The following is a 12,444-nucleotide window of genomic DNA, read 5'->3' as shown; positions in this document are numbered from 1 at the left end:
TCTCGGGCCCGCTTACGTAGCCTTTGTTAGGGTCCCTACTGGGCCTCACCCAGAACGCCCGCGGGGGGGCCCGGGGGGGGCGGCCGCCCCCCCGCCTCCCCGTGCGGTGACGCCCTACCCTCGTCGGGCGCTGGTCCTCCGCCGCAGGACCGCGGCCGCGCCGACCAGCGCGGTGGCGCCCAGCGCCGCGCCCGCCGTCGCGGCGGGGAGCAGCGCACCGTGGCCGGCCGGTTCCGGTGCGGCGGCGGCCACCTGGTAGCCGCCGCCCTCGCCCGCCCGGTCGTACGCCGAGCCGGGCAGCTTGTCGCCGTACCGCTGGTGGACCAGTTGCTGGTACGCGGCCAGCGCCACCCCGTCCGCGCCCACCGAGCGGCGGGCCTCGTCGTCGAGCGGCAGCACCCGGCCGTCGCGCAGCGCGTACCACGCGTTGATCTGCGGTTCGCGGAACGCGGTGCCGCCGTCCGCCGCCGCCTTCGCCGCGTAGTCGCCCTCGTCGCCGCCCGAGGCGATGTTGACGACCCGCCAGTCGTCGCCCTGGCGGACCGTCCACACCGAAGCGGTCTGCCCGTCCGCCGCGACCACCTTGCTCGCGGTGAACTCCGCCTTCGCGACGGTCGCGCCCGGGGTGCCGGCCACGAAGGCGGCGTCCAGGGTGTACACCGGCACGGTGTCGCCGGCGAGCCGGGGCGTCTCGGCGGTCGCCGCCCGCGCCTCGTCGGCCGCGCCGATGGTCAGCTGCTGCGTCGGCGGGACGCCCTTGCGGGCGAAGAAGTGGCCGAGCCGGTCCAGCACGGCCGGGCTCCGCACGGCGTCGCGGGCCTTCGCCAGGTCGGCGGCGGCCACCGGCGCGGGCGCGCCGGCCGGTGCGTCGGCGTGCGCGGCCGGCGCGAGGGCCAGCACGACGCCGACCGCCAGCAGCACGGTGGCCGGCAGGGCGGTGGTGGCGGCCCGGCGGGTCTTCCCGAGGTCAGTCATGGTCGCCCCTCACGCGCCGATCCGGTACAGGGAGTGGGTCCACGAGAACGTGTCGTTGTTCACGTAGTACCAGTAGTCCGCCCAGTTGTAGCGGTAGTTGGAGGGCCACGGGTCGCCCCAGTAGACCCAGTTGTTGCCGGTGTCGTACCCGTAGAGGACGTGCATGTGCCCGCCGCCCGAGCTCCACTGGATGCGCGCCTCGATCGGCCGGTTCGCGTCCACCTCGGCCTGCACCGTGCTGTAGCGCAGGTAGCCGGTGACGTACGAACCGGGGTTGATGCCGATCCAGCCGAGCGCGTTCTGGACGTCGCCCAGCGTGGCCTGGCTGTTGGGGCAGCCGGAGTCGACCGAGCGGCCGAACGCCGCGTTGCAGAACTGGTTCTGGCTGTAGGTGTAGCCGAACCAGGTGGCGATGGTGTTCCCGCTCGCCGCCCAGCACCAGTTGGTCTGCTGTTGCTGCTGCATGGTGATGTTGAGCTTCTTGTACGTGCCGGCCAGGTCGGCCGTGCTGCCGGGCGCGGCGGCCTGGCGGACCTGGGCGTGCGGCCGGACCGGGGTGGGGACCCGGTCCTGGCCGGGAGCGGCGGCGGCCGGCGTGGCCGCGGCCGCGGTGAGCGCCGGGCCGAGCACGCCCAGCGCGAGCACCGAGACCGCGCGGCGCAGCCGTATCCGTGGAACTGGCATGGGGGAATGCCTCCTTGCACGAGCAGAGGGAAGTGCTGTGTGGGGGCGCGGTCCGGATCGCGCCATGAGCATCGCGCCGTTGACGAAGGCCGGTCAACGGGCGCCGCGGGCACCGCGGATCAGGTGTGAACGGGCGTGACCCGGTGTGAACACCGCCCGTGGAACGCCCGCGCGACACGCCCGGACGGGTGACAAACAGCCGGGCTGATGTGAATATTCACGGTCAAATCCTGGGCTCCCCACGCCCGTTCCCCAGGAGGAAGACATGCACCGCAGCGAGCACCCCGATCTCGCCGCCGCGCTGCGCACCGGCCCGTTCCACCTGGCCCTGCGCACCGCCATCACCGCCCGCGGCCTCGCCCTGCACCGCGTCCGGCGCCACCTCGCGCTGCGCGGCGTCCACGTGGGCCTCACCAGCCTCAGCTACTGGCAGCAGGGCCGACGGCGCCCCGAACGGCCGGAATCGCTCCGTGCCGTCGCCGCCCTGGAGGAGGTGCTGGACCTGCCCGAGCACTCCCTCACCCGGCTGCTCGGCCCGCGCCGCGCCGCCGACACCGCCCCCACCGGCCCGCCCGTGCGCCCCTACCGCGACCTCATCACCCCGGCCACGGCCGTCGACGACCTGCTCGCCACCATCGCCGGCCCCCGCGACACCGGGCTGCACACCATCACCCACATCGAGCGGATCCGCATCGGCCCCGACCGCCAGCTCGTCCGCCGCGACTCCCAGCACGCCCTGCGCGCCCACCGCGACGGCATCGACCGCTACCTGGCCATCTACCAGGGCGACCCGGGCTGCGACATCACCCGGGTCGGCGTCCGTGCCGAGGAGAACTGCCGCCCGGGCCGCGTCCGCCGCGACCAGGCCCACCACCTGCTCGTCGCCGAGCTCCTCCTCGACCGCCGGCTGCGGGCGGGCGACACCCACCTGCTCGGCTACGGCTTCGACGACGCGCCCTCGCCCGGGCCCAGCTGCGAGTACGTCCGCGGCTTCAACTCGGGCGCGGGCCAGTACGTCCTCCAGGTCACCTTCGACCCGGCCGCCCTGCCGGTCCGCTGCCACCGCTTCGCGCTCCACTCGCCGGGCGAAGCACCGTACGAGAGCGAGGAGCTGACGCTCGACGGGCACCACTGCGTGCACCTCGTCGCGACGGCGCTGACCCCGTGCCTGCTCGGGGTCCGGTGGGACTGGGAGTGATCCGCCGCGACGCGACGGGGCCGCGGCCGCTACCGCGTGAAGGCCACCCCCAGGCAGTCCTCCACCGGCCGGTACCCGATCTGCCGGTAGATCGAGTTGCTGACCGGGTTGGCCAGGTCGGTGTAGAGCAGCACCTGCGCGGCGCCCTCGGCGAGGGCGTGCGCCGTGGCGGCGGCCGTGACGGCGCTCGCGTAGCCGCGGCCGCGCCGGTCGGCGGGGGTGTAGACGGGGCCGATGCGGGACATCCCGGCGATCACCGGGCTGTTGCCGGCCAGCGCGACCGGCTCGCCGCCGTCCTCCCAGAGGTGCAGGCCCCCGGCGGCGGTGCGGTCGTCGACGGACCGCGGGATGTCGGGCGCCAGGACACCGGCCTCGGCCGCGAACTCCTCGTACCAGCAGATCACGAGCTCCCGGTCGGCCGCCGAGGCCTGCCGGTGGCGGCCGGCCGGCGGGCGCGGCGGGCCGGTCAGCCGGCCGAGCCGGTACAGCCGCTGGTTCTCCTTGACGGACTGCCGGCACCCGCTGGTCGCCGTCCACGCGGCGGCGAAGGCACGGACCGCGCCCACCCCGCCGGACACGCCGTCGACCTCCGCGAACTCCGGCCCGGCGGAGGCGAGTTCGGCGGCGAGCTCGGCCGCCGCGTCGGCCGGCATGCGGCCGAGCCGGGGCTCGTACGGCGGCGTCTGCAGGAAGGCGCCCAGGACCGGGCCGCCCGGGGCCGCGGTCCACCACCCGAAGGCCGGCGGCCGCTGCCCGAAGACGTGCGGCCCCGACTCGGCGAGCCGGTGTACGACCGTGAGCAGGACGGTGTTCTCGGCCGGGTGCGCGGCGAGGAAGCCGCCCGCCCGCTCGCGGAAGTCGTCGAGGGAACTGCTCAGGGTCCAGGCCATGCGCCATTCTCGCGCCGCCCCGGACACCGCCACCACCGATTAACCGGCCGCCGCGCGCCGCCCGCGGCTACTCGACGGCCACGCCCAGCCGCTCGCCCAGCACCGCCGCGTCCGTGGTCGGCGCGTCGCACGCGAAGTGCCGGCAGACGTACGCGGCGGGCGCCCCGCCCACCAGCGGCCGGTCGGCCAGCAGCGGCACCTCGGTGTCGCCGGTCGCCGGCGCCCCGACCGCCACGACCGCCCCCGGCGCGGTGGCCAGCAGCGCCGCCCGCCGCAGCGCGGCCGTCGCCGGGTCGTCCGCGGGGCCGACGACGGCGACCTCGCGCGGCCCGTCGAGCAGCGCCTCCGCGACGGCGAGGCCCCAGCCGATGAAGCGCGGCGCCCGGGCGGCGAGCGCGCCGACGATGCCGAGCGCCCGTTCGGCGGCGGTGCGGTGGCGGGCCGAGCCGGTGTAGGCGGCGTACGTGAGCAGGGCGCCGGCGGCGGCCGTCCAGCCGGACGGGGTCGCGTTGTCGGTCGGGTCCTGCGGGCGGCGGATCAGCTCCTCGGCGTCGTCGGCGGTGTCGTAGAGCGCGCCGGACGCCTCGTCGGTGAAGTGCTTGAGCACGGTGTCGAGGAGCCCGCCCGCCAGCTGGAGCCACTCCGCCCCGCCGGTGACGGCGTACAGCGCGAGGAAGCCCTCGGCGATGTCCGCGTAGTCCTCCAGCACGCCCGCGTTGGCGCCGGCCCGGCCGTCCCTGGAGGTGCGCAGCAGCCGCCCGTCGGGGGTGAGGTGGACGGCGAGCAGCAGGTCGGCGGCGCGCTCGGCGGCCTCGACGAGGTCGGGCCGGTCGAGGAGGGCGCCGGTCTCGGCGAGCGCGGCGATCGCGAGGCCGTTCCACGCGGCGACGACCTTGTCGTCGCGGGCGGGGGCCGGCCGCTCGGCACGGGCCGCGAGCAGCCGCTCCCTGATGGTCTCAAACTCGTCGAAGTCCTCGGGGTCGGCGAGGAGCTGGAGGACGGAGGTGCCGTGCTCGAACGTGCCGTCCGCGGTCACCGAGAACAGCCGGGCGGCGGTGGCGGCGTCGGCCGGGCCGAGGAGGTCCACCAGCTGGCCCGGCTCCCACACGTAGTACGCGCCCTCGGCGGAGGCGCCGGTCTCCCCGTCGAGGCTGTCGGCGTCCAGCGCGGAGGCGAACGCTCCCTCGGGCGTGCGCAGTTCGCGCAGCAGGAAGTCCGCCGTCGACAGCGCCACCCGGCGCGCCAGCGGGGACCCGGTGGCGCGCCACAGGTGCAGGTAGGCGCGCAGCAGGAGCGCGTTGTCGTACAGCATCTTCTCGAAGTGCGGCACGACCCACCCGGCGTCCACCGCGTACCGGGCGAAGCCGCCGCCGAGCTGGTCGTGGATGCCGCCGCGGGCCATCGCCTCGCCGGTGCGCACGGCCATCTCCAGCGCCGCCTGCGAGCCGGTGCGGGCGTGGTGGCGCAGCAGGTACTCGATCACCATGGCCGGCGGGAACTTGGGCGCGCCGCCGAAGCCGCCCCGCCGCTCGTCGAAGTCGCGGCCGAGGGTGACCAGCGCCTGGTGCAGGTCGGCCGCCGCGGGCGGGTGGTGCGCACCGGCCGAGTACACCGAGGCCCGCTCGGCGAGGTCGGCCCGGATCCGCCCGGCCACCTCGCCGACCTCCTCGCGCCGGTCCCGCCAGGCGGCCTCGACGCCCGCCAGCACCTGCCGGAAGGACGGCATGCCGTGCCGGGGCTGCGGCGGGAAGTACGTACCGAAGTAGAACGGCTCCTTGTCCGGCGTCAGGAACACCGTCATCGGCCAGCCGCCCTGCCCGGTGGCCGCCTGGACGGCCTCCATGTAGACGGCGTCGACGTCCGGCCGCTCCTCGCGGTCGACCTTGACGGCGACGAACCGCTCGTTGAGGTACCCGGCGACGTCCTCGTCCTCGAACGACTCGTGCGCCATGACGTGGCACCAGTGGCACGCCGCGTACCCGACGGACAGCAGCACGGGCACGCCGCGCCGGCGCGCCTCCTCGAAGGCCTCCGGGCTCCACGGCCACCAGTCCACCGGGTTGTCGGCGTGCTGCAGGAGGTAGGGCGAGGTCGCGTCCGCGAGACGGTTCGGCATGGCCCCATCCTCGCGCATCGGCGCCCGGACGGGGGCCCGGGGCTCACTCCTTCGGGGACTCCGGGTCCTCGGCGAAGTTGACCTTCTTGAACTGCCGGTTCATCGACTTGGCCAGGAACCAGGTGGCCACGCCGAGGGCGGCGAAGACAACGAAGCCGAGGAGACCGGGGGTGACCTTGGCGTCGTCGACGGCGAGGTCGGCGGCGAGGTGGACGAGGTTCACGGGGGCGCTCATATCTCTATGGTGGCCCGGCTCACGGCGAGCCGGGCCATCGGGGGGTGGTTCAGTCGCGCGTGTCGGCGGCCTCGGCCGCCAGGGTGGGGGTGCGCAGGCCGGCGAACAGGTCGTCCTCCGGCAGGTCCACGTCGATCAGGGTACGGGCGAGCTCGTAGTCCTCGGTGGGCCACACCTCGCGCTGGACCTCCAGCGGGACGCGGAACCACGGGCCGTCCGGGTCGATCTGGGTGGCGTGGGCGATCAGCGCGCGGTCGCGGGTCTCGAACCAGTCGTCGCAGCGCACCCGGGTGGTGATCTCGCGCTCCTTGCGGCCGCTCTTCTCCCAGTTCGCGATCCACTCGCCGTAGGGCGACTCGCGGCCCTGCTCGGTGAGGTGGGCGTGCAGCGCGCGGATGCGGTCCATCGGGAAGCCGTGGTTGTAGTACAGCTTCAGCGGCTGCCAGGGCTCGCCGGCCTCCGGGTAGGCGTCCGGGTCCCCGGCGGCGTCGAAGGCCGCCATCGTGATCTTGTGGGTCATGATGTGGTCGGGGTGCGGGTAGCCGCCGTTCTCGTCGTAGGTCGTGATGACCTGCGGGCGGAACTCGCGGATGAGCCGGACCAGCGGCTCGGCCGCTTCCTCCACGTCCTGCAGGGCGAAGCAGCCCTCGGGCAGCGGGGGCAGCGGGTCCCCCTCGGGCAGGCCGGAGTCGACGAAGCCCAGCCAGGCCTGCCGCACGCCGAGGATCGCCCGCGCGGCGTCCATCTCCTTGCGCCGGACCTCGTGGATGTTCTCCTCGACGTACGGGTCCCCCTGGAGCTTGGGGTTGAGGACCGACCCGCGCTCTCCCCCGGTGCAGGTGGCCACGAGCACGTCCACCCCCTGGTCGACGTACATGGCCATGGTGGCCGCGCCCTTGCTGGACTCGTCGTCCGGGTGGGCGTGCACCGCCATCAGTCGCAACTGCTCAGTCAACGCCTTGCGTTCCTTCCATATGGTCCGGGCGCCGGCGCGAAGCCGGCCCGCCCGTCGTCCGAGCCGCACACTCAGGGACCGTGTCACCGCGGGACCGGGCGGCCGGACGTCCACCGGCACGGCCGGGCCCCGCCCCGCCGCATCGGCCGCGGGCGTGCCCCTCCTATAGTGACGGACTGGAGGAGCGTCGCATTCCCCCGCACCACCCGCGCGGCCCTTCCCCGGAGAGGACTCGTCCCGATGACCGCAGACACCACCACCGCCAAGCTGCCCGAGGGGCGCTACGGCAAGAGCGCCGACCGTGAGGCGGACCGCCGCCTGAAGGTCGTCGGCGCGGTCTGCGGCGTGCTGGGCCTCGGCGTGATCGCCTGGCTGGGCGGCTCGTACCTGCTCCGCGAGACGGCGATCAACGGTTCGGTGCCGACCTTCCAGGTGGTGTCGGACTCCGAGGTGCAGCTGCACCTCTCGGTGAGCAAGGGCGACGGGACGGCCGGCAGCTGCACCGTCCGCTCGCAGGGCTCCGACGGCTCCGTGGTCGGCCTGGCCGACTTCCCCGTCCCCGCCGCGGGCTCCGGCTACGACGCCGTGGTCAGCCTGCGCACCACCGCCCGGGGCACCACCGCCGAGCTCCTGGGCTGCACGCCCGCCAAGTGACCCGCGAACCGCCGGGTATCCGGTGGCGCCGCGCCCGGCAACCCGCGCATATTCGATCTCGCGAACGGGCATCCAGACAGGGGCCCGCACCGCTCGCTGTACACCTTGGCGCAACGCCGCCGTCAATGGCGCGCAAACGACTATCCCGCTTGTCGGCAGGACTTGTTAGGCTCGTGGTTTCGCCCCTTCCGCACCGGATGGTACGGGAGCGGGCGTTGCTTTGTAGTTGAGACCGATATCACCACCAACCCCCTGCTGACGACTCACACCCTCAGCACAGCCCCAGCACCTACGAGGAGCACCTGTGACCCAGACCAGTGAGAACGTGACCTGGCTCACTCAGGCCGGCTACGACCAGCTCAAGGCCGAGCTGGATCACCTGACCGGACCCTGGCGCATCGAGATCGCCCAGAAGATCGAGGCGGCGCGCGAGGAGGGCGACCTCAAGGAGAACGCCGGTTACCACGCCGCCAAGGAGGAGCAGGGCAAGTACGAGCTGCGCATCCGCCAGCTCACCCAGCTCCTGGAGCGCGCCAAGGTCGGCGAGGCCCCCGCGGACTCGGGCGTGGTGGCCCCGGGCATGATCGTCACGATCGCCTTCGACGGCGACGAGGACGACACCATGGAGTTCCTGCTCGCCTCGCGCGAGGTGGCCAGCTCCGGCGACCTGGACGTGTACTCGCCGCAGTCCCCGCTGGGCCGCGCGATCGACGGCAAGCAGATCGGCGACGAGGCCACCTACGAGCTGCCCAACGGCCGGCCCGCCATGGTGAAGATCCTCAAGGTCACGCCGCACGCCGGCTGATCCACCCCGGTTCACACCCCCCGGAACACAGCACGGCGAAGGGCGGCCGCGGAGCTCCGCGGTCGCCCTTCGGCACGTCCGGACGGCGATCAGCCCGCGGCCGAGCGGTACTTGCGCACCGACAGCCACGAGAACACCGCCGTGATCAGCACCGACCAGGCCAGCGACACCAGCGCCGCGTGCTGCATCGGCCAGGCGCTGTCCACCGGCCCGACCTGGTTGCCGAAGAGGTCCCGGCAGGCCTGCACGGTGGCGCTGAACGGGTTCCAGTACGCGACGCCCTGCAGCCAGCCCGGCATCGAGCTGACCGGCACGAACGCGTTGGACACGAAGGTCAGCGGGAACAGCCAGATCAGACCGGCCGAGGTGGCCGCCTCCGGGCTGCGCACCGACAGGCCGATCAGCGCGCCGATCCACGAGAAGGCGTAGCCGAGCAGGAGCAGCAGCACGAACGCGCCGAGCGCCTTCAGGATCCCGTCGTGGATCCGCCAGCCGACCGCCAGCGCGACCAGGGCCAGCACGATCACGGTGAACGCCGTCTGGACCAGGTCGGCCAGGGTGCGCCCGACCAGCACCGCCGAGCGGGCCATCGGCAGCGAGCGGAACCGGTCCACCAGGCCCTTGGTCATGTCCTCCGCGATGCCGGCCGAGGCCCCGGCGGTCGCGAACGTGACGGTCTGGGCGAAGATGCCGGCCATCAGGAACTGGATGTAGGAGTTGGAGCTGGCCTGCGTCCCGGGGATCTGGATCGCGCCGCCCATGACGTAGGAGAACAGCAGCACGAACATGACGGGCTGCATGAGCCCGAAGACCACGATCTCCGGGATCCGCGACATCCGGCGCAGGTTGCGCTTGGCGACGACCCAGGAGTCGTGCAGGGTCGCGGAGAGACCCCGGCGCTGGCGGGGCACCGCCCCGCCGATCGCGTGCTCGGTGGCGGTCGTCATCTCAGCGCTCCGTTCCGGCCGCGACGGCCTGCTCGTCCCGGCCCTCGCCGCCGTCCCCGCCGGCCCCGTCGGCCCCGTCGGCCCCGCCCTTGCCGCGCCCGCCCTTGCCGCGGCCCTTGGCGCCCGCGCCGTTCTCGTCGTCCGCGGACTCGGCGACGTGCCCGGTGAGCGTCAGGAAGACGTCGTCCAGGGTCGGGCGGCGCAGGCCGATGTCGTCGATCTCGATCGAGCGGGCGTCGAGCTCGCGGATCGCGTCCGCGAGGACCCGGGCGCCGCCGCTGACCGGGACGGTGATCCTCCGGGTGTTGCGCTCGACCGCGGGCTCGCCGAGCGCGTAGCCGGACAGCGCCGCGACCGCCGCGGGGACGTCGTCGGCGCGGTGCACGACGACCTCGATGCGCTCGCCGCCGATCTGCGCCTTGAGCTGGTCGGCGGTGCCGCGGGCGATCACCCGGCCGTGGTCGACCACGGCGATGTCGTGGGCGAGGCGGTCGGCCTCCTCCAGGTACTGGGTGGTGAGCAGCAGCGTGGTGCCCTGCTCGACCAGGGTCTCGATGACCTCCCAGAGCGCGAGCCGGTTGCGCGGGTCGAGGCCGGTGGTCGGCTCGTCGAGGAACATCACCGGCGGCCGGACGACCAGCGCGGCGGCGAGGTCGAGGCGCCGGCGCATGCCGCCCGAGTACGTCTTGGCGGTGCGGTCCTTGGCCTCGGTGAGGTTGAACCACTCCAGGAGCTCCAGCGCGCGGGCCTTCGCGTCACGCGCCGTCATCTGGTAGAGCTCGCCGACCATCTGGAGGTTCTCGAAGCCGGTCAGGTACTCGTCGACGGCGGCGTACTGACCGGAGAGGCCGATCAGGCTGCGGACCCGGTTGGGGTGCTTGAGCACGTCGACCCCGGCGACCACGGCCCGCCCGGAATCCGGTTGCAGCAGGGTGGTGAGGACGCGCACGGTGGTCGTCTTGCCGGCGCCGTTGGGGCCGAGCAGCCCGAGCACCGTGCCCTCGGGGACGTCCAGGCTGACGCCGTCGAGGGCTCGTACGTCGCCGAAGGTCTTCACCAGGTTCTCGGCTTGGATGGCTGGCGCCATGGCCTGCCTCATCTCCTCGGACGAAATGGGCGATCTGTCCCACTGTGCCCCGAGTGCGGCAACGCGGGCGACTCGGTTTTCGCCCATGGACAGGGAACGCGATGTATCGCGAGTCTGGCAGCTCACGATATATCGCGTCAAGGGATTTCAAAGACCCGCCCCCGCGGCCGCCGGAGCACCCTCAGGCGCCGACGACGTACCCCGCGTCCCGCAGCTCGCCGACCACCAGCGCGCAGTGCTCCGGCCCCTTGGTCTCCAGGTGCAGGTCGACCTCGACCTCCGTCAGCCCGAGCCGCGGGTCGGTCCGCACGTGCGCGACGTCCAGCACGTTCGCGTCCACCCTGGTCAGGACGCCCAGCAGGTCCGCCAGCGCGCCCGGCTTGTCGGCGAGGCGCACCCGCAGCGACAGGTAGCGCCCGGCCGCCGCCAGCCCGTGCCGCAGCACCCGCTGCATCAGCTGCGGGTCGATGTTGCCGCCCGACAGGACGGCCACCACCGGGCCGTCGAAGGTGCCCGGCTGCTCCAGCAGCGCCGCGATCGGGGCCGCCCCGGCCGGTTCGACGACGAGCTTCAGCCGCTCCAGGCCGAGCAGCAGCGCCCGCGACAGCGCGTCCTCGGAGACCGTCCGGATCCCGTCCGCCAGCATGTTGACCACCTCGAACGGGATGTCCCCCGGGCGGCCGACCATGATCCCGTCCGCCATCGTGGCGAAGCGCTCCAGCGACACCGGCCGCCCGGCGGCCAGCGAGGGCGGGTAGGCGGCGGCGCCCGCCGCCTGCACGCCGACCACCCGCACGTCCGGCCGCAGCGGCTTGACCGCCGCCGCGATCCCGGCCAGCAGCCCGCCGCCGCCCACGCCGACCAGGATGGTCCGCACCTCGGGGCACTGCTCCAGGATCTCCAGGCCCACGGTGGCCTGGCCGGTGACCACGTCCCAGTGGTCGAAGGGGTGGATGAAGACCGCGCCGGTCGTCTCCGAGTACTGCTGCGCGGCCTGCAGCGCCTCGTCCACCGTGCTGCCGTGCAGCCGGACCTCGGCGCCGTAGTCACGGGTCGCCGCGACCTTCGGCAGCGGCGCGGCCACCGGCATGAAGACGGTCGAGCGGACGCCCAGGAGCGAGGCCGCCAGCGCCACCCCCTGGGCGTGGTTCCCGGCGCTCGCCGCGACCACTCCGCCGGCCCGCTGCACCGGCGTGAGTCCCGCGATCCGCACGTACGCCCCGCGCAGCTTGAACGAGCCGGTGCGCTGGAGGTTCTCGCACTTCAGGTGGACCGGCGCGCCGATCAGCGACGACAGGTGGCGGCTGCCCTCCATCGGGGTCACCCGGGCGACCCCGGCCAGCATCTTCTGGGCCCCGCGGACGTCGTCGAGGGTGATCGGCAGGTTGCGCATACCGCCAGCCTACGGCGGCGGCGGCCGGCAATCCGGCATGCCGGGACTGTTCCCGGGCCAGCCCCGCCCGCGTAATCTGCTGCTTCTGAGCCTCCCTCACCGCACGACGATCGTGAGCCGCGATGACGACGACCTCGCCCCAGGCCACCGACCGCACCGACCCCGTGCACAGCCAACTCCAGTACCAGCTGGCGGTGTTCGCCCGCCGGATGGAACAGGTCCGGACCTCCGACGGCCTCGGCGCGCTGGACCGGGCCGCCTACCTGCTGCTCGACCGCCTGGAGCGGCACGGGCCGGCCAACGTCAAGGCACTGGCCGACGCGCTCGGCGTGGACTCCTCCACGGTGACCCGCCAGGTCGCCCCGCTGGTGGCGGCCGGGCTGGTCGGGGGGGGGGGGGGGCCCGCCCCCCCCCCCGCCCCGGGCGCCGCCCGCCCCCCCCGCGGGGGCCCCCCCCGGGGGGGTGTGGCCGCCGGCCCTGGCCCCGCGGGGTGGGTATAAAAACT

12 protein-coding genes and 1 pseudogene are annotated in these 12,444 nt (G+C 74.1%); 4 read left to right on the top strand and 9 right to left on the bottom strand.

Annotated features, from left to right (window positions below; translation table 11 throughout):
• Nucleotides 1–114: 114 nt before the first annotated feature.
• Nucleotides 115–975 (bottom strand): hypothetical protein, encoded by an 861-nt coding sequence (locus ACFV4F_RS28680; protein ID WP_380506705.1) that lies wholly within the window; start codon nucleotides 973–975, stop codon nucleotides 115–117.
• Nucleotides 976–984: 9 nt separating this feature from the next.
• Nucleotides 985–1,659, bottom strand: coding sequence for a papain-like cysteine protease family protein (locus tag ACFV4F_RS28675; RefSeq protein WP_380441572.1), 675 nt, complete (start codon nucleotides 1,657–1,659; stop codon nucleotides 985–987).
• A gap of 265 nt (nucleotides 1,660–1,924) precedes the next feature.
• Between ACFV4F_RS28675 and ACFV4F_RS28670 the strand changes: the two genes are divergently transcribed.
• A complete protein-coding gene (locus tag ACFV4F_RS28670) occupies nucleotides 1,925–2,857 on the top strand; it encodes a hypothetical protein (RefSeq protein ID WP_380506702.1) in 933 nt (310 codons plus the stop codon).
• 29 nt (nucleotides 2,858–2,886) lie between these two features.
• Here the strand turns inward: ACFV4F_RS28670 and ACFV4F_RS28665 are convergent, their stop codons facing one another.
• The 4 genes from ACFV4F_RS28665 to mca form a co-directional block, all read right to left on the bottom strand.
• Nucleotides 2,887–3,747 carry a GNAT family N-acetyltransferase gene (locus ACFV4F_RS28665; RefSeq protein WP_380506700.1) on the bottom strand — a complete coding sequence of 287 codons (861 nt, stop codon included), beginning with the start codon at nucleotides 3,745–3,747 and terminating at the stop codon, nucleotides 2,887–2,889.
• Between the two features lie 67 nt (nucleotides 3,748–3,814).
• Complete coding sequence (locus tag ACFV4F_RS28660; RefSeq protein WP_380441566.1) at nucleotides 3,815–5,863, bottom strand: thioredoxin domain-containing protein; 2,049 nt, start codon at nucleotides 5,861–5,863, stop codon at nucleotides 3,815–3,817.
• A 43-nt stretch (nucleotides 5,864–5,906) separates the two neighbouring features.
• On the bottom strand, nucleotides 5,907–6,098 hold the full coding sequence (locus ACFV4F_RS28655; RefSeq protein ID WP_329927391.1) for a hypothetical protein: 192 nt from the start codon (nucleotides 6,096–6,098) through the stop codon (nucleotides 5,907–5,909).
• Nucleotides 6,099–6,147: 49 nt separating this feature from the next.
• A complete protein-coding gene (gene mca / locus ACFV4F_RS28650) occupies nucleotides 6,148–7,053 on the bottom strand; it encodes a mycothiol conjugate amidase Mca (RefSeq protein WP_380441563.1) in 906 nt (301 codons plus the stop codon).
• Between the two features lie 240 nt (nucleotides 7,054–7,293).
• Between mca and ACFV4F_RS28645 the strand changes: the two genes are divergently transcribed.
• Together ACFV4F_RS28645 and greA are read left to right on the top strand one after the other, a co-directional pair.
• Nucleotides 7,294–7,707 (top strand): DUF4307 domain-containing protein, encoded by a 414-nt coding sequence (locus tag ACFV4F_RS28645; RefSeq protein WP_380441561.1) that lies wholly within the window; start codon nucleotides 7,294–7,296, stop codon nucleotides 7,705–7,707.
• 304 nt (nucleotides 7,708–8,011) lie between these two features.
• Nucleotides 8,012–8,512: a transcription elongation factor GreA gene (gene greA / locus ACFV4F_RS28640; protein WP_380441559.1), complete on the top strand. Its 501-nt coding sequence runs from the start codon at nucleotides 8,012–8,014 to the stop codon at nucleotides 8,510–8,512.
• Between the two features lie 89 nt (nucleotides 8,513–8,601).
• Here the strand turns inward: greA and ACFV4F_RS28635 are convergent, their stop codons facing one another.
• The 3 genes from ACFV4F_RS28635 to ilvA all read right to left on the bottom strand — a co-directional run bounded on the left by ACFV4F_RS28635 (nucleotide 8,602) and on the right by ilvA (nucleotide 11,939).
• Nucleotides 8,602–9,459, bottom strand: a complete 858-nt coding sequence (locus ACFV4F_RS28635; RefSeq protein ID WP_380441557.1) for an ABC transporter permease — start codon at nucleotides 9,457–9,459, stop codon at nucleotides 8,602–8,604.
• 1 nt (nucleotide 9,460) lies between these two features.
• Nucleotides 9,461–10,546, bottom strand: a complete 1,086-nt coding sequence (locus tag ACFV4F_RS28630; protein ID WP_380506697.1) for an ATP-binding cassette domain-containing protein — start codon at nucleotides 10,544–10,546, stop codon at nucleotides 9,461–9,463.
• A gap of 181 nt (nucleotides 10,547–10,727) precedes the next feature.
• The gene (ilvA, locus tag ACFV4F_RS28625) at nucleotides 10,728–11,939 is read right to left on the bottom strand and encodes a threonine ammonia-lyase (RefSeq protein WP_380506694.1); all 1,212 of its coding nucleotides are present in this window, start codon (nucleotides 11,937–11,939) and stop codon (nucleotides 10,728–10,730) included.
• A gap of 122 nt (nucleotides 11,940–12,061) precedes the next feature.
• On the opposite strand from ilvA, the pseudogene ACFV4F_RS28620 reads away from it, so the two are divergent.
• Nucleotides 12,062–12,403, top strand: a pseudogene (locus ACFV4F_RS28620) (MarR family winged helix-turn-helix transcriptional regulator); the annotation flags it as partial.
• Nucleotides 12,404–12,444: the final 41 nt, after the last annotated feature.

Source organism: Kitasatospora sp. NPDC059722 (assembly GCF_042733235.1).
In the GTDB taxonomy this organism is placed as follows: Bacteria; Actinomycetota; Actinomycetes; order Streptomycetales; family Streptomycetaceae; genus Kitasatospora.
This window is presented reverse-complemented; position numbering and strand designations above follow the sequence as displayed.